Annotated in this window: 24 protein-coding genes; 23 read left to right on the top strand and 1 reads right to left on the bottom strand. The window is 35.6% G+C overall.

What is annotated here, in order from left to right; all coding sequences use genetic code 11:
- Positions 1-3: 3 nt before the first annotated feature.
- Entirely contained in the window at positions 4-288 is a 285-nt protein-coding gene (locus BAQ48_RS08120) for an AbrB/MazE/SpoVT family DNA-binding domain-containing protein (protein ID WP_000843036.1), read from the bottom strand.
- A 493-nt stretch (positions 289-781) separates the two neighbouring features.
- On the opposite strand from BAQ48_RS08120, the gene metG reads away from it, so the two are divergent.
- The 23 genes from metG (at position 782) to divIC (ending at position 22,912) form a co-directional block, all read left to right on the top strand.
- Positions 782-2,791 carry a methionine--tRNA ligase gene (gene metG / locus BAQ48_RS08115; protein WP_071710672.1) on the top strand — a complete coding sequence of 670 codons (2,010 nt, stop codon included), beginning with the start codon at positions 782-784 and terminating at the stop codon, positions 2,789-2,791.
- A 166-nt stretch (positions 2,792-2,957) separates the two neighbouring features.
- A complete protein-coding gene (locus BAQ48_RS08110) occupies positions 2,958-3,725 on the top strand; it encodes a TatD family hydrolase (protein WP_071710671.1) in 768 nt (255 codons plus the stop codon).
- Positions 3,726-3,941: 216 nt separating this feature from the next.
- Positions 3,942-4,499, top strand: coding sequence for a ribonuclease M5 (rnmV, locus tag BAQ48_RS08105; RefSeq protein WP_000692830.1), 558 nt, complete (start codon positions 3,942-3,944; stop codon positions 4,497-4,499).
- On the top strand, positions 4,496-5,374 hold the full coding sequence (rsmA, locus tag BAQ48_RS08100) for a 16S rRNA (adenine(1518)-N(6)/adenine(1519)-N(6))-dimethyltransferase RsmA (protein WP_000651550.1): 879 nt from the start codon (positions 4,496-4,498) through the stop codon (positions 5,372-5,374). Before rnmV ends, rsmA begins: the two co-directional genes overlap by 4 nt.
- 110 nt (positions 5,375-5,484) lie before the next feature.
- Positions 5,485-6,348: a sporulation peptidase YabG gene (yabG, locus tag BAQ48_RS08095; RefSeq protein ID WP_001173739.1), complete on the top strand. Its 864-nt coding sequence runs from the start codon at positions 5,485-5,487 to the stop codon at positions 6,346-6,348.
- A gap of 238 nt (positions 6,349-6,586) precedes the next feature.
- Entirely contained in the window at positions 6,587-6,847 is a 261-nt protein-coding gene (gene veg / locus BAQ48_RS08090) for a biofilm formation stimulator Veg (protein ID WP_000044345.1), read from the top strand.
- A gap of 91 nt (positions 6,848-6,938) precedes the next feature.
- A complete protein-coding gene (sspF, locus tag BAQ48_RS08085; RefSeq protein WP_079999435.1) occupies positions 6,939-7,118 on the top strand; it encodes an acid-soluble spore protein SspF in 180 nt (59 codons plus the stop codon).
- A gap of 196 nt (positions 7,119-7,314) precedes the next feature.
- Positions 7,315-8,184: a 4-(cytidine 5'-diphospho)-2-C-methyl-D-erythritol kinase gene (gene ispE / locus BAQ48_RS08080; RefSeq protein WP_000772106.1), complete on the top strand. Its 870-nt coding sequence runs from the start codon at positions 7,315-7,317 to the stop codon at positions 8,182-8,184.
- Between the two features lie 54 nt (positions 8,185-8,238).
- Positions 8,239-9,087: a pur operon repressor gene (purR, locus tag BAQ48_RS08075; protein ID WP_000702470.1), complete on the top strand. Its 849-nt coding sequence runs from the start codon at positions 8,239-8,241 to the stop codon at positions 9,085-9,087.
- Positions 9,088-9,209: 122 nt separating this feature from the next.
- Positions 9,210-9,584: a RidA family protein gene (locus BAQ48_RS08070; protein ID WP_071710670.1), complete on the top strand. Its 375-nt coding sequence runs from the start codon at positions 9,210-9,212 to the stop codon at positions 9,582-9,584.
- Positions 9,585-9,736: 152 nt separating this feature from the next.
- Positions 9,737-10,030: a septation regulator SpoVG gene (spoVG, locus tag BAQ48_RS08065; RefSeq protein ID WP_000454042.1), complete on the top strand. Its 294-nt coding sequence runs from the start codon at positions 9,737-9,739 to the stop codon at positions 10,028-10,030.
- 323 nt (positions 10,031-10,353) lie between these two features.
- Entirely contained in the window at positions 10,354-11,733 is a 1,380-nt protein-coding gene (gene glmU, locus BAQ48_RS08060; protein ID WP_000071037.1) for a bifunctional UDP-N-acetylglucosamine diphosphorylase/glucosamine-1-phosphate N-acetyltransferase GlmU, read from the top strand.
- Between the two features lie 18 nt (positions 11,734-11,751).
- Positions 11,752-12,705 (top strand): ribose-phosphate diphosphokinase, encoded by a 954-nt coding sequence (locus BAQ48_RS08055; RefSeq protein ID WP_000107420.1) that lies wholly within the window; start codon positions 11,752-11,754, stop codon positions 12,703-12,705.
- Positions 12,706-12,778: 73 nt separating this feature from the next.
- On the top strand, positions 12,779-13,339 hold the full coding sequence (gene pth, locus BAQ48_RS08050; RefSeq protein ID WP_000767701.1) for an aminoacyl-tRNA hydrolase: 561 nt from the start codon (positions 12,779-12,781) through the stop codon (positions 13,337-13,339).
- Between the two features lie 70 nt (positions 13,340-13,409).
- Entirely contained in the window at positions 13,410-13,634 is a 225-nt protein-coding gene (locus tag BAQ48_RS08045; RefSeq protein ID WP_000399443.1) for an anti-sigma-F factor Fin family protein, read from the top strand.
- Between the two features lie 105 nt (positions 13,635-13,739).
- Positions 13,740-17,270 carry a transcription-repair coupling factor gene (gene mfd / locus BAQ48_RS08040; RefSeq protein WP_071710669.1) on the top strand — a complete coding sequence of 1,177 codons (3,531 nt, stop codon included), beginning with the start codon at positions 13,740-13,742 and terminating at the stop codon, positions 17,268-17,270.
- 136 nt (positions 17,271-17,406) lie between these two features.
- Positions 17,407-17,943: a stage V sporulation protein T gene (spoVT, locus tag BAQ48_RS08035; protein ID WP_000648302.1), complete on the top strand. Its 537-nt coding sequence runs from the start codon at positions 17,407-17,409 to the stop codon at positions 17,941-17,943.
- A 231-nt stretch (positions 17,944-18,174) separates the two neighbouring features.
- Positions 18,175-19,776, top strand: coding sequence for a putative polysaccharide biosynthesis protein (locus BAQ48_RS08030; protein WP_071710668.1), 1,602 nt, complete (start codon positions 18,175-18,177; stop codon positions 19,774-19,776).
- A gap of 12 nt (positions 19,777-19,788) precedes the next feature.
- On the top strand, positions 19,789-21,249 hold the full coding sequence (gene yabN / locus BAQ48_RS08025) for a bifunctional methyltransferase/pyrophosphohydrolase YabN (RefSeq protein WP_071710667.1): 1,461 nt from the start codon (positions 19,789-19,791) through the stop codon (positions 21,247-21,249).
- A 14-nt stretch (positions 21,250-21,263) separates the two neighbouring features.
- A complete protein-coding gene (locus BAQ48_RS08020) occupies positions 21,264-21,539 on the top strand; it encodes an RNA-binding S4 domain-containing protein (RefSeq protein WP_001234875.1) in 276 nt (91 codons plus the stop codon).
- A 58-nt stretch (positions 21,540-21,597) separates the two neighbouring features.
- On the top strand, positions 21,598-21,906 hold the full coding sequence (yabP, locus tag BAQ48_RS08015; protein ID WP_001059102.1) for a sporulation protein YabP: 309 nt from the start codon (positions 21,598-21,600) through the stop codon (positions 21,904-21,906).
- Positions 21,903-22,556 (top strand): spore cortex biosynthesis protein YabQ, encoded by a 654-nt coding sequence (gene yabQ / locus BAQ48_RS08010; protein WP_071710666.1) that lies wholly within the window; start codon positions 21,903-21,905, stop codon positions 22,554-22,556. Before yabP ends, yabQ begins: the two co-directional genes overlap by 4 nt.
- Positions 22,553-22,912 (top strand): cell division protein DivIC, encoded by a 360-nt coding sequence (gene divIC / locus BAQ48_RS08005; RefSeq protein ID WP_001208736.1) that lies wholly within the window; start codon positions 22,553-22,555, stop codon positions 22,910-22,912. Before yabQ ends, divIC begins: the two co-directional genes overlap by 4 nt.
- Positions 22,913-22,942: the final 30 nt, after the last annotated feature.

Raw genomic sequence — 22,942 nt, 5'->3', positions numbered from 1 at the left:
AGCTTATTTTGCTGTTTCGATATAATCTTGAAGTTCGTTTAAGATTTGCTCAGCGCCTTCTTTGCTTAAGATAATTTTACCTTCAGCTAAAGATAGGTTACCATCAGATACTTCACCAGTTACTTGGCAAGTCATGTTTGGCTTATATTTTTTTAAGATGATTTTCTCGTCATCAACGTAGATTTCAAGAGCATCCTTTTCTGCAATACCTAAAGTACGGCGTAATTCGATTGGAATTACCACACGACCTAATTCATCAACTTTACGAACGATACCAGTAGATTTCATAATTCTTTTCCTCCTAAATAAATAGTTTATAAGTTTCGAGTCTATTTTTTGATTCGTCATTTTTCGACAAAATACCCTATGGACATATGATACCAATCATTTACATTTCCGTCAATTCTTTAATTCTATATTTTTTAAAAAGATTTATAGATTTCTTACTTCTTATATATAATAGAATGGGAGTAATTTCTACAAATATTTCACTTTATTTTCTGAAAAGTTTATATATTATGTGTGAAAGGTGTATATTTTTTTGAAATATGAGTAATAGATGATAAGGATATTGAGTATTAACTCGTTTCTATCCCATTATTTTTGAATAGTAAGACTTCCACCCCAACATTAGGCTGGGACAAAGAAGTTAAGTGAGTGCCGGGCCGTTAGTAAAAGTCCATTTGGTGAAAGGAAATGATTAGCGGGAGATGAACAAGCCCCTTACTGATTAAAGTTTCACTTTATATATGAGTTTTTGATATACTGTTTATAAATACATATGAGGTTATTCGGGAGGTCCAAAACAATGACAGAGGAAAATAAGTCCTTTTATATTACTACCCCAATTTATTATCCAAGTGGAAAATTACACATTGGACATGCTTATACGACAGTAGCAGGAGATGCGATGGCGCGCTATAAGCGTATGCAAGGATACAATGTTCATTATTTAACAGGAACTGATGAACATGGGCAGAAGATCCAAAAGAAAGCAGAAGAATTAAATGTTACACCACAAGCGTATGTGGATAACATTGTTTCAGGAATTAAAGAACTATGGGGAAAAATGGATATATCTTATGATGATTTTATTCGTACAACTGAAGATCGTCATAAAGATGTTGTCGAAAAAATCTTCAAGCAGTTAGTAGATCAAGGTGATATTTATCTGGATGAATATGAAGGTTGGTATTCTGTACAAGATGAAACATTCTATACAGCGCATCAATTAGTAGATCCAATTATGGAAGGCGATAAAGTAGTTGGAGGAAAAAGTCCAGATAGTGGTCACGATGTAGAACTTGTTCGTGAAGAATCATATTTCTTTAGAATGGGTAAATATGTCGACAGACTATTAAAGTTCTATGAAGATAACCCACATTTCATTCAGCCAGAGTCTCGTAAAAATGAAATGATTAATAACTTCATTAAACCAGGATTAGAAGATTTAGCAGTTTCTCGTACGTCATTTGACTGGGGAGTTCGTGTTCCAGGTAACCCGAAACACGTTATTTACGTATGGGTTGACGCATTATCTAACTACATTACAGCACTAGGTTATGGAACAGCAAATGAAGAGAAGTATAAGAAATTCTGGCCAGCAGATGTGCATTTAGTTGGAAAAGAAATTGTTCGTTTCCATACAATTTATTGGCCAATCATTTTAATGGCATTAGATTTACCTCTTCCGAAAAAAGTATTTGCTCATGGTTGGATTTTAATGAAAGACGGAAAAATGAGTAAATCAAAAGGAAACGTAGTAGATCCAGTTACATTAATTGATCGTTACGGATTAGACGCATTACGTTACTACCTACTTCGCGAAGTTCCATTCGGATCTGACGGGGTGTTCACACCAGAAGGATTTGTTGAACGTATCAACTTCGATTTAGCAAATGACTTAGGTAACTTATTAAATCGTACAGTAGCTATGATTGATAAGTACTTTAACGGAGAGATTCCTGCATATAAAGCAAATGTAACGGAGTTTGATGAAACATTAGTAACGTTTGCAAAAGATACATTGAAAAAAGTAGAAGAAGCAATGGAGAATATGGAGTTCTCTGTAGCTTTAAGCTCAATTTGGCAATTGGTTAGCCGCACGAATAAATATATTGATGAAACACAACCATGGGTACTAGCGAAAGATGAGAGTGATCGTGAGAAATTGGCTTCTGTAATGGCTCATTTAGCGGAAGTACTTCGTCAAACGGGTATTATGCTTATGCCATTCCTAACAGTGGCACCGAGCAAAATGTTTGCTCAACTTGGCCTTACTGATGAAGCGCATAAATCTTGGGAAAGTCTATCTGCAATTGGCTGTATTCCAGCTGGAACAAAAGTAGAAAAAGGACAACCAATCTTCCCACGTTTAGAAATGGAAGTAGAAGTAGAGTATATTAAAGAACAAATGAAAGGTTCTGCTCCTAAAGTTGAGGAGAAAAAAGAAGAAGAACCGAAAGCAGAAGAAATTACAATTGATGATTTCTTCAAAGTAGAATTACGAGTAGCAGAAGTAATATCGGCTGAACCTGTGAAAAAAGCAGATAAGTTATTAAAAATTCAGCTTGATTTAGGTACAGAAAAGCGTCAAGTTGTTTCTGGGATTGCAAAATTCTATTCTCCGGAAGAACTAAAAGGTAAAAAGGTTATTTGTGTAACGAACTTAAAGCCTGTAAAATTACGCGGTGAATTATCACAAGGTATGATTTTAGCAGGTGAAGAGAATGGCGTATTGTCATTAGCATCAATCGATCAAAATCTGCCTAATGGTACAAAAATCAAGTAATTAAGACAAGAAAAGAGATGTTTCACGTGTAACATGTGTGAAGCGTCTTTTTTCTTTTTACACTCTCTATTTTTGCATTAAAATTGTAGTATTGTTATCGTTAAGTTATTAAAAAGCTTATTTTTGTAGAATAAACTTGATTTCAATATAAAAGGAGTTATGTATTATGTTGTTTGATACACATTCACATTTGAACGCAGAGCAATTTGAAGAAGATTTACAAGAAGTTATTGCACGAATGAAAGAAGCGGGAGTTACATATACAGTTGTTGTCGGATTTGATGAAGTAACGATAAAAAAGGCGATTGAATTAGCGGAAGCCTATGATTTTATTTATGCTGCAGTTGGATGGCATCCTGTGGATGCAATCGACATGACAGAAGAACATTTAGCTTGGTTAGAAGAACTTGCTTCCCATCCTAAAGTCGTTGCACTTGGAGAAATGGGCTTAGATTATCACTGGGATAAGTCACCGAAGGAAATACAGAAGGAAGTATTCCGTAAACAAATTGCATTAGCCAAAAAGGTGAAATTACCAATTATTATACATAACCGCGATGCAACTCAAGATATTGTTGATATTCTAGAGGCAGAGAATGCAGCTGAAGTAGGAGGCATTATGCATTGCTTTAGCGGTAGTGTGGAAGTAGCGCAGCGATGCGTTGATATGAACTTTTTAATTTCGTTGGGCGGGCCAGTTACATTTAAAAACGCTAAGAAACCAAAAGAAGTTGCTGTGGAGATTCCACTAGAGAAATTGTTAATTGAGACAGATTGTCCATATTTAACACCACATCCATTTCGCGGAAAACGAAATGAACCGAGCTATGTAAAACTCGTAGCAGAAGAAATTGCGAATTTAAAAGGAATTTCTTATGAAGAGGTAGCGGAAGTAACAACTAAGAATGCAAAAGCTTTATTTGGTGTTGAATAAAAAGAATGGGGGAGCCCATTCTTTTTATTTTTTGAGAAATGGAGTAGTAGAAGTGGTAGAGAAAACGAAGGCGAATGAGGAAGTGTTACAATAAGGAGAGAGAACAAAGTTTTTGCCATTCTATTTTTTAAAATGCAAGAATGGGGAAAATAATAATGGAAAAGTCGTCATTTTTTTGTTTTACTAAGTAGAGACGAAACGAGTGTGGAGGCAAGCATGAAAATTAAAGAGATTATCGTTGTAGAAGGTAAAGATGATACAGTTGCGATTAAGCGTGCTGTTGATGCGGATACAATTGAAACGAACGGTTCAGCAATCGGTGATCATGTTATTGAGCAAGTTAAATTAGCGCTGCAAAAACGAGGCGTTATTATTTTCACAGATCCGGATTATCCTGGAGAGCGTATTCGAAAAATTATTTCTGATAAGGTGCCTGGATGTAAACATGCTTTTTTACCGAAGGAAGAAGCACTTGCTAAGAGGAAAAAAGGTGTCGGAATTGAACATGCTTCTAATGAATCAATTCGCCGTGCTTTAGAGAATATACATGAAGAAATGGAAGCTTACACAAGTGAAATTAGTTGGAGCGATCTAGTCGATGCAGGTTTAGTGGGCGGAGAAATGGCAAAGAGTCGCAGAGAAAGAATGGGTAAGCTATTAAAGATTGGTTATACAAATGCAAAACAGTTACATAAACGTTTACAAATGTTTCAAGTTTCAAAAGAATCATTTGCAGAAGCTTACAAGCAAGTCATACAGGAGGAAAGAAAATGAAGGATATCGCAACACCAAATCGTACGAAAGACATTGTTGAAAAGTATGGATTTTCATTCAAAAAAAGTTTAGGGCAAAATTTTTTAATTGATACGAATGTATTAAATCGTATCGTTGATCACGCTGAAATTGGTTCAGAAAGTGGTGCAATTGAAATTGGACCAGGTATCGGTGCATTAACAGAACAATTAGCGAAGCGTGCTAAAAAAGTAGTGGCTTTTGAAATTGATCAAAGGTTATTACCGATTTTAGATGAGACATTAGCTCCATATGGCAACGTTACAGTTATCAATAAAGATGTACTAAAGGCAGATGTACATGAGGTGTTTAGTGAGCAATTTGAAGAAGGGCAAGATGTAATGGTAGTAGCTAACTTACCATACTATATTACAACGCCAATTTTATTTAAATTGCTGGAAGAGAAATTACCTGTTCGTGGATTTGTTGTTATGATGCAAAAAGAAGTTGGGGATCGTTTAGCAGCTAAACCTGGAACGAAAGAGTATGGTTCTTTATCAATCGCTATTCAGTATTATACAGAGGTAGAAACAGTCATGACTGTGCCACGTACAGTGTTTGTGCCACAACCAAATGTTGATTCTGCAATTATTCGTCTTCTAAAGCGTCCGAAACCAGTTGTAGAGGTGGCGGATGAGACGTTCTTCTTTGAAGTAGTACGAGCAAGCTTCGCGCAACGTCGTAAAACTTTAATGAATAACTTATCAAATAATTTAAATGGTTTCCCGAAAGATAAAGAGCTGTTGAATCAAATTTTAACAGAAGTAGGAATTGATCCAAAGCGAAGAGGCGAAACGTTATCTATTGAGGAGTTTGCAACATTAAGTAATGCATTAGTTCTTCATAAATTATCATAAGAATATAAAAGGGACAGTTCAACTTGAACTGTCCCTTTTGTCACCTTTTCTCTCCTACATTCATACTTTAAAAACAGGTAAGATGGCCTAACGAGTTTGGAGGTAGGAGAATGGCTTTACATGTTGGAGAATTAGTGGAACGATATTCTCATAATAGGGATATCCTTTTTCGTATTATAGAAATAAAAGGCGAGATAGCTATATTGTTTGGAGAGGAAATTAGACTCGTGGCAGATGCGCCGCTTGAAGATTTAATTAGTATAGATCAACGAGAACATAAAAAAAGAGTGAAGCGTGAAAAAGAGACAATGGAGCGTACGTACCGTTTATTCCAACAAGATTATGTATTGATGAAACAAAGGCATGAACACACTTCAACTGGTGGGTACACAAGTGAAGTGAATTATTTTCAAATGCCAGGGCGTGTATTGCATATAGATGGGGATCCTTTATATTTACGTAAGTGCTTAGACTTATATAATAAAATCGGTGTTCCTGTACAGGGTATTCATTGTAAGGAAACGGAGATGCACGAAAAGGTAGTAGACTTAATCGATCATTTTCGTCCAGATATTTTAGTTATTACAGGGCATGATGCTTATACAAAGTCAAAAGGGGTAAAGGGAGATTTAGCAGCATATAGGCACTCAAGACATTTTGTACAGGCTGTTAGAGAAGTGCGAAAAAAATATCCATCATTGGATCAACTCGTTATTTTTGCGGGAGCGTGTCAATCGCATTTCGAGGCGTTAATTCGAGCAGGTGCTAACTTCGCTAGTTCCCCGTCCAGGATTAATATTCATGCACTAGATCCTGTATATGTGGTTGGTAAAATTAGTTTTACCTCATTTATGGAGAGAGTCAATGTATGGGATGTTGTACGTAATACGATTACTGGTGAAAAGGGACTAGGTGGGATTGAAACGAGGGGGATTTTACGAACTGGATTACCTTTTCAACACTATGAAGAGTAAGCAAGGTACATATGTATCTTGCTTTTTTATGTGAAAGGGAATGAAATGAATTTGGATAAAAAGTGGTAAGAGCGTAAAGACTACATAATGATACTTTTACAATATAGTATTTCTTCTATCTATTCGAACGCATGATGCTTTTATAATGATATTGTCTATGAATTGCAGTTAATCATTGGGATAGATATATCGTGTTTTAAGTGTTCAATCTAAATTACAGCGAGGTGTAGCAAGGTATATGTCAAAACGTTTAGATGAAATTAAAAGCGAATTAGATCACCATCTTGGACAGAGACTTATGTTAAAGGCTAATAGTGGAAGAAGAAAAACTGTGGAGCAATCGGGTGTACTTGCAGAAACATACCGTTCTGTGTTTGTTGTACAGTTAGATCAGCAAGAAGATGCGCTGCAACGTGTATCTTATAGTTATGCAGATGTTTTAACAGAGACAGTGGAGTTAACATTTTATGATGAACCACATAATGAAGTCATTTTATAATTCATGTATCGTTACATATATTCCCACAAATGAAAAGCTATATTATTTTGCATACTAACTATACCGTAGCAAAATAAGGAGGGACTCTGCATTGAGTAGACGAAGAGGTGTCATGTCAAATCATTTTAAAGAAGAGCTAGCAAAAGAGCTAGGTTTTTATGATGTTGTTCAGAAAGAAGGATGGGGCGGAATTCGTGCGAAAGATGCTGGTAACATGGTGAAACGTGCTATAGAAATTGCAGAACAGCAATTGATGAAACAAAACCAGTAGTTGTAAGATACTTTCTATGCTACGGTAGCCGAGGAGTGATTCCTCGGCTTTTTGTACTCTAAAAGGTGCCATCATTTTACATAAATAGTTTCATTCTTAATGCTTTTCGTTATAATTAGGGAAGTGTCATCGTCTTACTATAAATTTATGGTAAAATAAACGATAAAAGATTGAGTACATAGAGTGGGTGAATAGATTGAAGCTACTAGTGAAAGCACCAGCAAAGATTAATCTGTCGTTAGATGTACTGGGAAAAAGACAAGACGGATATCATGAAGTGAAAATGATTATGACAACAATTGATTTAGCGGATCGTTTAGAACTAACGGAATTAGCAGAAGACCGTATTGAAATTTTATCCCATAATCGGTATGTCCCAGACGACCAACGAAATTTAGCTTATCAAGCAGCGAGATTATTAAAAGAGAAGTTTAATGTGAAAAAAGGTGTATCTATTACTATTGAAAAAACGATTCCAGTTGCGGCTGGATTAGCAGGTGGAAGTAGTGATGCAGCAGCGACATTACGTGGCCTTAATAAATTATGGAATTTAGGGCTTACAATTGACGAATTAGCAAAGCTTGGATCAGAAATTGGATCAGATGTATCGTTCTGTGTATACGGTGGAACAGCAATTGCCACTGGAAGAGGAGAGCAAATTGAGCATATAAAGACTCCGCCTTCTTGTTGGGTTATTTTGGCGAAGCCACATATTGGTGTATCTACTGCTGATGTGTATGGAAATTTAAAATTAAATCGAGTTACACATCCAAATGTAGATAAAATGGTGGATGTTATAAATGCTGGGGATTACAAAGGAATTTGTGATACCGTTGGCAACGTTTTAGAAGATGTAACATTTAAGATGCATCCTGAAGTTGCTCGTATTAAAGCACAGATGAAGCGATTTGGAGCAGATGCTGTATTAATGAGTGGAAGTGGTCCAACTGTATTCGGCCTTGTACACCATGATTCGCGAATGCATCGGATTTATAACGGATTAAAGGGATTTTGCGAACAAGTATATGCCGTACGTTTATTAGGAGAGCGAGAAACGCTTGAATAAAGACGTATAATACGTTATGATTTGTTTAAAATATTCGTGATTTGAGGTGAGGGTATGAAAATTAGACGAAGTACAAGATTGGTCGATATGACGTATTACTTGTTACAAAATCCTCGTCAGCTAGTTTCTCTCACTTTTTTTGCTGAAAGGTATCAATCAGCTAAGTCTTCCATTAGTGAGGATTTAGTTATTATTAAGCAAACGTTTGAACAACAAGGGGTCGGCACATTGCAAACGATACCAGGAGCAGCAGGAGGAGTGAAATATATACCATATATAAGTGAAGAAGAGGCAGACCTAATTATTGGTGAGCTTTGTAACTTATTTGAAAATCCGGGTCGTATCTTGCCTGGCGGTTACTTATATATGACAGATCTTTTAAGCAATCCTCGCTATATTAATGGCGCAGGTCGTTTGTTTGCTTCTGTTTTTGCTAGGCAACCAATTGACGCAGTTATGACGGTAGCGACAAAAGGGATTCCACTTGCTTATGCGGTAGCAAACTACTTAGATGTACCGGTAGTAATTGCGAGAAAAGATAATAAGGTAACAGAGGGACCTACTGTTAGTATTAACTATGTATCAGGTTCTTCTAAGAGAATTCAAACAATGACATTAGCAAAGCGTAGCCTTCCAGAGGGATCAAATGTTTTAATTATTGATGACTTCATGAAAGCCGGCGGAACAATTCAAGGTATGATGAGCATGTTAGAAGAGTTTAAGGCTAATGTTGTCGGTATTGGAGTATTAGTAGAATCTACGGACATCGAAGAACGACTGATTAATAATTTTGTATCATTAATTCGTCTGTCAGAAGTTGATGTGAAAGAAAAAGCAATTCAGGTGGAAAAGGGAAATTATTCACTGGCACCATTTGATGAAGGGCTTGTAGAGGCTGAATAAAAAGATAAAGCGGATAGCTTTATCTTTTTTTATTCTATTTATAAATTATAAAATAGATGGACAAACTGCTTTTCGTGCACTATTTTTAAAGAGTAAAAATAAATAATAAAGGGTGAAAAAATATGAAAGTTGTTCAAACAAGCAAAGCACCACAAGCAATCGGACCATATTCACAAGGGATTATTGTAAATAATATGTTTTATAGTTCAGGACAAATTCCGTTAACAGCAAGTGGAGAACTTGTAACGGGAGATGTGACAGTACAAACAGAGCAAGTATTTGAAAATTTACAAGCTGTATTAGCAGAAGCGGGTGCTTCATTTGATACAGTAGTAAAAACAACAGTATTTTTAAAAGATATGGACGATTTTAACGCTGTTAATGAAGTGTACGGCGCTTATTTTTCTACTCATAAACCAGCACGTTCTTGTGTACAAGTAGCAAAATTACCGAAAGATGTTTCGGTTGAAATCGAAGTAATTGCCCTAGTTAAGTAAGTCTTTGTAAGCGATAACCTCTATTAATCCTTATATTCAACTGTGCTAAAAATTTTTATCTTAAAAATTTTTAAAAAATTAAAGGGAAAATAGAAATTTTGTGGAATTTATACAAATATATCGCTTATTTAGAAAAGGGTGGTGAACACAGGATGGAAGTAACTGACGTAAGATTACGCCGCGTAAACACAGAAGGCCGCATGAGAGCAATTGCCTCTATTACTCTAGACCATGAATTTGTTGTTCATGATATTCGTGTAATTGATGGTAATAATGGATTATTTGTAGCAATGCCAAGTAAACGTACTCCAGATGGAGAATTCCGTGACATTGCACATCCAATTAATTCTAATACACGCTCTAAAATTCAAGATGCGGTTTTAACAGAGTATCATCGTTTAGGCGAGTTAGAAGAGGTTGAGTTTGAAGAAGCAGGCGCTTCGTAAAATTCGAATGAAAAGGGCTTTTGAAAGAAAGCCTTATAATTTTGTAGCAAACCCCTGTAAGCATTTACAGGGGTTTGTTTTTTTGTGATTTTATATAATATTTATTTAGAAAATTCTAAATCCATTCGAACGAAGAGGAGAAACTTCTAATTTTTTCAAAATCATTTTAAATAGTATAGCTTATTTCTTAAAAAAGATACTAAAGAGTAAAACATCTTATAAGAATTATGGTAAAATTTAATAGTTAAAATGTGTTTCTTGAAATATATGATGATTTAGGATAATATCGTTAATGGATAAATAGGTTGCGATGGAGGGTCTATATGTCAAACAGATTTGCAGTGATTCTAGCTGCAGGTAAAGGCACACGTATGAAGTCTAAGCTATACAAAGTGCTTCATCCTGTATGTGGAAAACCTATGGTACAACATGTTGTCGACCAAGTATCTCAATTAGGATTGCAGAAACTTGTAACAGTCGTGGGACATGGTGCTGAAATGGTACAAGAACAGCTAGGAAACGTAAGTGAGTTTGCATTACAAGCAGAACAACTGGGTACAGCGCATGCTGTAGATCAAGCTGCAAGTGTACTTGCAAATGAAGAAGGAACAACTTTAGTTATTTGTGGTGATACGCCGCTAATAACTGCTGAAACGATGGAAGCATTGCTTCAGCAACATAAAGAAGCAGGGGCAATGGCAACGGTGCTAACAGCGTACATAGAAGAACCTGCTGGATATGGTCGTATCGTTCGTAATGAGAATGGTCATGTTGAAAAGATTGTTGAGCATAAGGATGCAAATGAAAAAGAATTAGCTATTAAAGAAATCAATACAGGTACGTATTGTTTTGATAATAAAGCTTTATTCGCTTCACTTTCTAAAGTTTCAAATGATAACGTACAAGGTGAATATTACCTTCCAGATGTTATTGAGATTCTAAAAAATGAAGGTCATATCGTATCAGCTTATCAAACAGAGCACTTCGATGAAACGTTAGGTGTTAACGACAGAGTCGCTCTATCGCAAGCGGAAGTTATTATGAAAAACCGTATCAACCGAAAAAATATGGTGAATGGTGTTACAATTATCGATCCAAGTAACACATATATTTCTGCCGACGCAATTATCGGTAGTGATACAGTTCTTCATCCAGGAACAGTTATTGAGGGTAATACTGTAATTGGTTCTGATTGTGAAATTGGACCGCATACAGTAATTCGCGATAGTGAAATTGGAGATCGTACGACAATTCGTCAATCTACTGTACATGATAGTAAACTTGGTACAGAAGTAGCGGTTGGTCCATTTGCACATATTCGCCCAGATTCAGTTATTGGAGATGAAGTACGCGTTGGAAACTTCGTGGAAATCAAAAAAACTGTTTTTGGTAATAGAAGTAAAGCTTCACACTTAAGTTATATCGGGGATGCACAAGTTGGAGAAGACGTGAATCTTGGTTGTGGTTCAATTACGGTGAACTATGACGGCAAGAATAAATTCAAAACTGTGATTGGTAACGGGGTATTTATTGGATGTAATTCAAATCTAGTTGCGCCAGTAACAGTTGAAGATGGTGCTTATGTAGCGGCAGGCTCTACAATTACAGAGAATGTTCCATCAAAAGCATTATCAGTAGCACGTGCACGTCAAGTTAACAAAGAAGACTATGTTGATCAATTGCTGAATAAGAAAAAATCATAATGTGGAGGGTTAATCTAGATGTCGACTCAATATCTAAATTCTAATTTGAAAGTATTCTCTTTAAACTCTAATAAGGAACTTGCTGAGCAAATCGCAAAGCATATTGGAGTAGGACTAGGAAAATGTTCTGTTGATCGTTTTAGTGATGGAGAAGTTCAAATTAACATTGAAGAAAGTATCCGTGGTTGCGATGTATTCATTATTCAATCTACAAGCTTCCCAGTAAACGAACATATCATGGAATTACTTATTATGATCGATGCATTAAAACGTGCATCTGCAAAAACAATTAATATTGTTATTCCTTACTATGGTTATGCGCGTCAAGACCGTAAAGCGCGTTCTCGTGAACCAATTACATCGAAACTTGTAGCAAACTTGCTTGAAACAGCAGGTGCAACTCGTGTAATCACTCTAGATTTACATGCTCCACAAATTCAAGGGTTCTTTGATATCCCAATCGACCACTTAATGGGTGTACCGATTCTTTCGGATTACTTTGAAACAAAAGGTCTTAAAGATATCGTAATCGTGTCTCCTGACCACGGTGGTGTAACTCGTGCTCGAAAAATGGCAGATCGCCTAAAAGCACCAATTGCTATTATTGATAAGCGTCGTCCTCGCCCGAACGTATCAGAGGTAATGAACATTATCGGTAATATTGAAGGTAAAACAGCGATTTTAATTGATGACATCATTGATACAGCTGGTACAATTACATTAGCAGCAAACGCTCTTGTAGAGAACGGTGCTTCTGAAGTATATGCTTGCTGTACGCACCCAGTATTATCTGGTCCAGCAATTGAGCGTATTCAAAATTCAAATATTAAAGAGTTAGTTGTAACAAACTCTATCGTATTACCAGAAGAGAAGAAAATCGACAAAGTACATGAACTTTCAGTTGCTCCATTAATCGGAGAAGCAATCATTCGTGTATACGAAGAAGAATCTGTAAGTGTATTATTCAATTAATTGGATAGAATGAGACGTAACCAAGCTTGGTTACGTCTTTTCGTATCGAAAAAAGAAAGTAGTTGGTACAAGAATGAAATTGATAGTAGGACTTGGGAACCCAGGTAGAGAATATGAATTAACAAGGCATAATATTGGATTTATGGCGATTGATGAACTTGCAAAGCGTTGGAATATTTCTTTAAATGAACAAAAATTTAAAGGGGTATTTGGTGCAGGATTTGTTAATGGAGAAAAAGTAATATTATTAAAGCCGCTTACATATATGAATTTATCTGGGGAAAGCATTCGACCACTCATGGATTACTACAAGATTGACGTTGAGGACTTCGTTGTGTTGTACGATGATTTAGATATCCCTGTAGGTAAATTACGTCTTCGTATGAAAGGAAGTGCTGGTGGACATAATGGTGTGAAATCAACAATTTCACATTTAGGAACACAAGAATTTCAACGTATCCGTATGGGAATTGATCGTCCGAAAAATGGAATGAAGGTAGTAGATTACGTATTAGCACGTTTTACATCTGAAGAAATCCCAGATGTTAATCATTCTATTGAAAAAGCAGCGGATGCATGTGAAGAATGGTTAAAAAAACCCTTTCTTCAAATTATGAATACTTTCAATAGTTAAGGGCATGATTGGGAATATTTTATTTTATTTTCACCCATACTAGTAGTAATTAGATATTTAGGAGGCTAGTATGGAAGGGTATTATTATTGCAGACATTGTGGGAGCAATGTAGGCTCCGTTACCGCAGAAAAAGTATATAGCGACGTTTTATTTCAACTAACAGAGCAAGAAGTAGTAGAGATGATTCGTTTTCATGAGAATGGAAATATATATATAAAAACGATTTGTGAATCGTGTCAAGAAACGCTCGCATCTTATCCAGAGTATTATGAATATGAAAAATTTCTACAATAAAATGTTGTCGCTTTGGCATGTCCAAAGCATTTTTCTGTTTTCTTTTTCCGAAATATTTGCATAAAATATAGTGGCTTGCTCTTTATGTTGAGAGGAGTTTTGAAAATGATAGGTTTATTAGAGCAGTTTTATAAAAATGAAGAGATACAATCGGTTATTAATGGGTTAGAAGATGGTTTAAAAGAGCAACTTGTATCAGGTATGGCAACATCTTCTCGTTCATTATTAATGGCAGCTTTATATAAAAAAACAAAAAAATCACAACTGATTGTGACACACAATTTATACCAAGCACAAAAAGTACATGAAGATTTAGTGGCGTTACTTGGTGAAAAAGATGTGTGGCTATATCCAGTAAATGAATTAATAGCATCAGAAGTTGGGGTTGCAAGTCCAGAATTGAAGGCGCAGCGCATTGAGGTGCTAAATCGCTTAGCAGCGGGAGAGAATGGAATTATTGTAGCGCCAGTTGCAGGTTTGCGTAGGTTTTTACCAATAAAGGAATTGTGGAAGCAAAGGCAAATTGAAATCAATCTAGGGCAAGAGATTGATTTAGATGCATTCTTGCACACTTTACATCATATCGGCTATGAGCGTAAGTCGATGGTAGAAGCTCCAGGGGAGTTCAGTTTACGTGGGGGCATATTAGATATTTATCCATTAACTGAAGAATTACCATTTCGTATTGAATTTTTCGACACAGAAGTCGATTCTATTCGATTATTTGACGTGGATGAACAGCGCTCTCAAGATAAAAAGGAAAGTATTAGATTCGGTCCAGCAACAGAGTTTTTATTTTCACAGGAAGAATTGAAATCGGGAATTAAGCATCTTGAAGAAGGTTTAACTAAGACGATGCAAAAACTTTCTGATGATAAGTTAAAGACTACAGTGCTTGAGACGGTAAGTCATGAAATTGAAATGTTGAAAAACGGGCAAAGTATAGAACAAATGTTTAAATATTTATCTATTTTCTATAAAGAACCTGCTAGTCTGATAGATTATTTACCAGAAGACGGTGTTGTCATTTTAGATGAGATTTCCCGCATTCAAGAAACAGCATCACACCTTGAAACAGAAGAGGCGGAATGGTATATATCACTTCTTGGCGAAGGAACAATTATTCAAGATTTATCTTTCTCTCACTCATTTGAGGGATTTCTTCATCATAAAAAAAGAAGTTTTGTATATTTAACGTTATTCTTACGCCATATAGCACACACACATCCGCAAAACATTGTGAATGTGACATGTAAAACGATGCAAGATTTCCATGGGCAGATGCAGTTGTTAAAAACTGAAATTGATAGATGGAATGAAGGACACTTTACGACCGTTGTGCTTGGAACAGATGATGAACGTGTAAAAAAACTACAACATATTTTAAGTGATTATGATATTGAAGCAGATATTGTAGAGGGCACAGATATCTTATTGCCTGGAAGGTTACAAATTGCGGTAGGTGATTTACATGCAGGATTTGAAATGCCGATGCAAAAGTTCGTTGTCATTACTGAAAAGGAGCTTTTTCATAAGAAAGTTAAGAAATCACAACGTAAGCAAAAGTTATCTAACGCTGAACGTATTAAAAGTTATTCAGAATTAAAAGTCGGGGACTATGTAGTTCATGTAAATCATGGTATAGGTAAATTTTTAGGTATTGAGACATTAGAGATTAATGGTGTTCATAAAGATTATTTGAATATCAAATATCAAGGTAATGATAAGTTATATGTTCCGATTGAACAAATTGACCAAGTGCAAAAATATGTAGGATCTGAAGGTAAGGATCCAAAAGTTTATAAATTGGGCGGAAATGATTGGAAGAAAGTCAAAACAAAAGTCGAAAAGTCTGTACAAGACATAGCGGACGACCTAATTAAACTATATGCTGAGCGCGAGGCTTCAAAAGGTTATGCGTATACACCAGATACGGCAGAACAACAAGAATTTGAATCTTCTTTCCCGTATCAAGAGACAGAGGATCAGTTACGTTCTATTGAAGAAATTAAGAAAGATATGGAACGCGGACGTCCGATGGATAGGCTTCTTTGTGGTGATGTAGGATATGGAAAGACGGAAGTAGCTATTCGTGCTGCATTTAAAGCAATTATGGATGAAAAGCAAGTTGCGATTTTAGTACCGACAACAATCCTGGCTCAACAACACTATGAAACAATTCGAGAGCGTTTTCAAGATTATCCAATTAATATAGGATTATTAAGTAGGTTCCGTACGAGAAAACAGCAAAACGAAACGATTAAAGGCTTAAAAGATGGTACGGTGGATATTGTAATCGGAACGCATCGTATTTTATCTAAAGACGTTACTTATAAAGATTTAGGTCTTCTTATTATTGATGAAGAACAAAGATTTGGTGTGACGCATAAAGAAAAGATTAAACAATTGAAGGCGAATGTTGACGTATTAACATTAACGGCAACTCCGATTCCGCGTACACTCCATATGTCTATGCTTGGTGTGCGTGACTTGTCTGTTATTGAGACGCCGCCAGAAAATCGTTTCCCAGTCCAAACGTATGTAGTAGAGTATAATCCGGCATTAATGCGAGAAGCGATAGAGCGAGAACTTGCAAGAGGTGGTCAGATTTACTTCCTGTATAACCGTGTGGAGGATATCGAAAGAAAAGCAGATGAAATTTCGATGTTAGTTCCAGATGCTCGTGTAACATATGCGCATGGAAAAATGAACGAAAGTGAATTAGAGTCTGTCATGCTATCGTTTTTAGAGGGGCAGCATGATGTTCTTGTAAGTACGACAATTATCGAGACAGGTGTAGATATTCCGAATGTAAATACATTAATTGTATTTGATGCAGATCGTATGGGCTTATCGCAGTTGTATCAGCTTCGTGGGCGTGTTGGACGTTCTAATCGTGTCGCGTATGCATACTTTGCATATAAACGAGATAAAGTGTTATCAGAAGTTGCAGAGAAGCGTTTGCAAGCAATTAAAGAGTTTACAGAACTAGGATCTGGTTTCAAAATCGCGATGAGGGACTTATCTATTCGTGGTGCTGGTAACTTATTAGGGGCAGAACAACATGGATTTATTGATTCTGTCGGATTTGACCTGTATTCTCAAATGTTAAAAGATGCAATTGAACAGCGCAGAGGGACAGATGGGGTTGAAAATACAGTTAATGTTGAAATTGACTTGGAAGTAGATGCATATTTACCAGATGCTTATATTTCAGATAGTAAGCAAAAAATTATGATGTATAAACAATTTAGAGGTGTTTCTACAATCGAGGATATTGAAGAATTACAGGAAGAAATGATCGATAGATTTGGTGATTACCCACAAGAGGTTGGTTATTTATTACAAATCGCAAATATTAAAGTATTGGCAATGAAAGAACAAATTGAGTTGATTAAGCAAAATAAATTTGAAGTAACAATCCTATTCTCTGAACAAGCCAGCCAAAATATTGATGGTGGAAAATTATTCATGCTTGGAAATAGTTTTGGTCGTATGATTGGTCTTGGAATGGAAGGATCACAATTGAAAATCGTTATGAAAACGAATGGATTAGAGACATCGAAGTGGTTAACAATTGCTGAAAATTTATTAAAAGGCTTACCAGATGTAAAAAAAGAAGTAATAAATGCCTAATATAAGATAAAAAAATACAATTCGACGTGCATAGAAGAACTAATGTGTAAAATACTATGTCTAACAGTTGGTGATTTTTACATGAACAGGTAAATTCACCACTTTGATCATCAGTAGAAAGTGAGGCAGCATTAGAATGAAAGCAACTGGAATCGTACGTCGAATTGATGATTTAGGCAGGGTAGTAATCCCGAAGGAAATTCGTAGAACTTTACGTATTCGAGAAGGAGACCCACTAGAAATATTTGTTGATCGCGATGGAGAAGTAATTTTGAAGAAATATTCTCCAATTAGTGAATTAGGTGACTTTGCAAAAGAATATGCAGATGCTTTATATGATAGTTTAGGACATAATGTGCTTGTGTGCGATCGAGATTCTATTATCGCAGTATCAGGTGTATCCAAAAAAGAATACTTAAATAAAAGTGTTGGGGATCTAATTGAAAAAACGATGGAAGAACGAAAGTCTGTTATTATGACGGATGAAAGTGATATTTCCATTATCGATGGTGTAACAGAAAAGGTTCATTCTTATACAGTTGGACCAATCGTTGCAAATGGAGACCCGATTGGAGCTGTCATTATTTTTTCAAAAGAAGCTATTATAAGCGAAATAGAGCATAAAGCGGTCAATACTGCAGCAAGTTTCTTAGCGAAACAAATGGAACAGTAAGAATATATAATTTTAGAAGTAGCAATTTTTCCTAATTATGATATTTCTTTTTGAGAAATCAATTATTTGGAGATACATGTATATTGAATGAAGGTAGCGCTTTGCTACCTTTTTTCGTTGAACATTTTCTAATGTCGCACGAACTTATTATCACTCATGGAGGTAAGGGAGCTTGTCTTTTTCTTTATGATATAATACGAGGGGTGAGAATAGAAAAAGGAGTTTTCTTGTATGGAAGCGAAGAAGTATCAAGCCTTTTGGCGTGGGGCTATTATATTAACAATCGCAAGTTTTATTACGAAATTATTAAGCGCTTTTTACCGTATTCCATATCAAAATATAGCGGGTGATATTGGATTTTATATTTACCAACAAATTTATCCATTTTATGGATTTTGTTTAATTTTAGCTACTTATGGGTTCCCTATTATAATTTCAAAAATGGTCGCAGAACGATTAGAGCGAGGAAAGCAAAAAGAAGCAGAAGAAATTATTTGTGTATCTTTTTGGTTTTTATTAGGGATTGGTTTCGTAGGATTTTTTACATTGTTCTTTGGCGCTGAAACAATTGCAATAGCTATGGGCGATATACACTTAGATAAATTATTACGTGTTATTTCGTTTTCATTCATATTGATGCCATTTTTATCTGTAGCAAGAGGATATTTTCAAGGGTTTAATAATATGATGCCAACGGCTGTTTCGCAAGTGATAGAACAAACCATTCGGGTTTCTATTATTGTGTTTTTATCCCTATTTCTAATTGCTCACGGATTTGATTTATATACAGTTGGTGCAGGTGCTATGTTAGGTTCAATCGCAGGTGGACTGATTGGGATTATCGTACTTGTACTTTATATGCGTCGTGATTTTCGTTCTATATTCTTCACAAGTTTGAAAAATATTAGGGGGAAAGGAAGGATAATTAAAATCCTTTTTTGGCAGGGGTTAGCAATTTGTTTTAGTAACTTAGTGCTTATTTTTATACAAATGGCTGATTCTGTTTCTTTCTATTCTTTACTTATTGGGGCGGGAGAACAAGCCGAAAGTGCAAAGGTACTAAAAGGTGTCTATGACAGAAGTATCCCGCTTATGCAATTAGGCACTGTTGTGACAACTTCTTTCTCGTTGTCACTTATTCCAATTATTACAGCAGCTAAGGAAAGAGGAGATCTTGCCTTTATTCAAGAAAAGGTAAGGTTAGCAATGAAAATAACATTCGTAATTGGATTTGCAGCTGCGATTGGATTAACTTGTATTATTCAACCTACGAATATTATGTTGTTTGAAAATAGTGATGGATCAGATGTTTTATCCATTTTATCTTTATCTATTTTATTTAGTTCATTGTCAATTACAACCGCTTCTATTTTACAAGGGTTGGGACAAATGTTAAAACCAGCAATATTTGTTGTATTTGGAGGTTGTTTAAAGTTAGCTTTAAACTATATACTAATGCCGTATTTTGGTGTAAAGGGAGCTGCAATTGCAACCTTAGTTGCGCTAATTGTAATTTCAATGCTAAATAGTGTGTTACTTATGCGAGCTGTATCGGAATCGCTTATCGATAAGCGGAATATGTTAGGTGTAGTTATTAGTGGTATTGGTATGGGATTTGTATTAATAATGTTTATACGTGTGTTGCAAATGTCCGGATTAGTAATTGATACGGAGCATAGAGGAATTGCAACACTTGAAGCGCTGTTAGGTGTAGCCATCGGCGGATTAACATATGTGTTTTTTATTTTAAAATTACGTGTATTTACAAAAAAAGAGCTAGGAACCGTTATGAAACAAGAGAAAAAAGAAGGTTCATTGAAGAAGAGTGGATAGAGGTGGCAGGTTGTGAGTGGAATCATTACTATTTTAGGATTAGGTGCTGGTGAATTAGATCAGCTAACGATGGGTGTATATCGAAAGATAAAAGAAGCAGACCATATGTTTGTTAGAACGAAGGAACATCCAGTTATAGAAGAGTTGGAGAAAGAAGGTATACAATATACGGCTTTTGACAATGTATATGAAGCGCATGATACATTTGAAATTGTATATGAAACAATTGCGAATACATTGCTAGAACGAGCTGAAGGTACAGAAATCATCTACGCTGTTCCAGGGCATCCACTTGTAGCGGAAAGAACAGTTCAGCTACTGTTGGAAAAAGGCGAAATAGCAAATATTGAAGTGCGAATTGAAGGTGGACAAAGTTTCCTTGATCCAATGTTCGCAAGCCTAAAAATCGATCCGATTGAAGGATTCCAATTAATTGACGCTACATCATTTGAAAGAGGGCAATTAGAATTACGTCAACATTTAATCTTTTGTCAAGTGTATGATGCGTTCGTTGCTTCAGATGTGAAGTTAACATTAATGGAAATGTTGCCGGATGATTATGAAGTGTATATCGTAACAGCTGCAGGAACGTCGTTTGAACAAGTTAAAAAGGTACCGTTGTACATGCTAGATCATGAAACAGAATTGAATAATTTAACGAGTGTGTATGTACCACCAGTTCAGGAACGTACGTCCTTGTATCAACAGTTTGACGTACTTAGAGAAATTATTGCAGACCTTCGTGGACCAAATGGTTGTCCATGGGATAAAAAACAAACACATCAATCTTTAAAGAAGTACTTAATTGAGGAAGCGTATGAAGTGTTGGAAGCAATTGATGAAGAGGACGATGAACATTTAGTAGAAGAACTAGGTGATGTATTATTACAAGTTATGCTTCATGCTCAAATCGGGGAGGATGAAGGTTGGTTCTCTATAGATGATATCATTCGAACTTTATCTGAGAAAATGGTTCGTCGCCATCCACATGTATTTGGGAATACGGATGTAAACAATGCTGATGAAGTGATTGCTAATTGGGAAGAGATTAAAAAACAAGAAAAGGGATCTGTGAAAGAATCCGTTTTAAATGGAGTTCCAAAAAGTTTGCCGCAGTTACTACGCGCCTATGAAATTCAGAAGAAAGCTGGAAAAGTAGGGTTCGATTGGGCTGATGTACAGCCGATGATAGAGAAAGCTGTAGAAGAATGGCAAGAATTCCAACAAGAAGTTGTAAACATGGATGATGAAAAGATGTTAGGTGAATTTGGCGATTTATTATTTGCGTTTGTCAATATAGCTCGTCATTATAAAATAGACCCAGAAGAGGCGTTACGTTCAACTAATGAAAAATTTAGCGGTCGTTTTTTATACATGGAAGCAAAAGTAGCTGAAATGAATAAAGAAATGCAAGATTTATCATTAGAACAGTTAGATGTTTTATGGGAAGAGGCAAAACAAACAGAGCGTTAATAGGGGGATTTGATATGCGTCTAGATAAGTTTTTGAAAGTATCACGTTTAATTAAAAGAAGAACATTAGCGAAAGAAGTAGCTGACCAAGGAAGAATAGCAATTAATGGTCAAGTGGCAAAAGCAAGTTCAGATGTGAAAGTGGCTGATGAATTAACAATTCGTTTTGGTCAAAAAATAGTAACTGTAAAAATAAATGAATTAAAAGAAACGACTAAAAAAGAAGATGCAGCAAACATGTATAGCTTAGTTCGCGAGGAAAAAGTAAAAGCGGAAGAAGGCTTGTTCTAAAGTTGATTCCCCCTTCATACATTACTATTAGCTAGTATAAATCTATGGGGGGATTTACGTGAATAATGGTTACTCACCTATGTCTTCTAATCAACAAAACGTTTCTGTAGAGCATGATATTGTTATGCGTGGCAGGCGTGTAATCGATATTACGGGTGTAAAGCAGGTAGAGAGTTTTGATAGCGAAGAGTTTTTACTCGAGACCGTAATGGGTTTTTTAACGATTCGTGGTCAAAATTTACAAATGAAAAATTTAGATGTAGAAAAAGGTGTTGTATCGATTAAAGGGAAAGTTCATGAGATGCTGTATATTGATGAGAATCAAGGGGAGAAAACTAAAGGTTTCTTTAGTAAGTTGTTTAAATGAGTCTAACAATTCAGCTGTATACAATGCTTTCAATGATTGGAATGGGTGCTTGGATTGGGGCATCTTTAGATACATATCAACGGTTTTTAAAGCGTCCAGAACGTAAACGTTGGCTTGTATTTATACATGATATACTATTTTGGATTGTCCAAGCATTATTTGTTTTTTATGTATTGCTTCTTGTAAATGAGGCTGAACTACGTATATATGTATTTTTGGCATTATTATGTGGTTTTGCGGCATATCAAAGCATGTTGAAAGCACTATACATGAAGCTGTTAAATTTTCTCATCTATATTTTTGTACAAACAACACATTTTTTTGTTCGAATTATACAGCTACTCATGATAAAACCTGTTATTATTATAGCGCAGCTATTTATTGCATTTATATTATTCTTATTTCGTATACTGCTTTCAATTGGACATGTGTTATGGAAAATGGTGATTTGGATATTACTTTTCATATGGAAAGTTTTTTTCTGGCCTGTTCGATTTATTGCTTCGCTCATATGGAAACTTCTCCCTAATCGTGTTAAACTTTTTATAATGAAACATGTAGGGTTCCTGCAATATATAGCAAAATTGAAGGGACATATCTTCCAATTGTGGAAGCGTATAAAAAAGAAGTTAGGGGGACCTCGGAAATGAGGGAACTGAGACAAAGAACAATCGAAAAACAGAGTCCAAATCCTGTTAAAGAGCATATAATACAAACGGATGAGAACAGGAAGCGACTTTATCGCCGTTTAGCGGTTTTTCTTGTCTTTGCTTTTACAATTATTGCGAGTATTAGTGTAACGTTTTATCAACAAAACAGTTCCATTAAAGCAAAAGAAGCAAAAGTTAAGGACATGAAAAAAGAACTGGATTCATTAACGAATAAAGAAAAAAGTCTAAAAGACGAAGTTCAAAAGTTAAATGATGAAGAGTACGTATTAAAGATTGCTAGAAGGGATTATTTCTTCTCTGGAAAAGGGGAGATAATTTTTCCTGTTTCTAAGTAGAGTATGTCTTATTGACACTATATTTTAGGA

This window comes from Bacillus luti (assembly GCF_001884105.1).
Taxonomy (GTDB): domain Bacteria; phylum Bacillota; class Bacilli; order Bacillales; family Bacillaceae_G; genus Bacillus_A; species Bacillus_A luti.
This window is presented reverse-complemented; position numbering and strand designations above follow the sequence as displayed.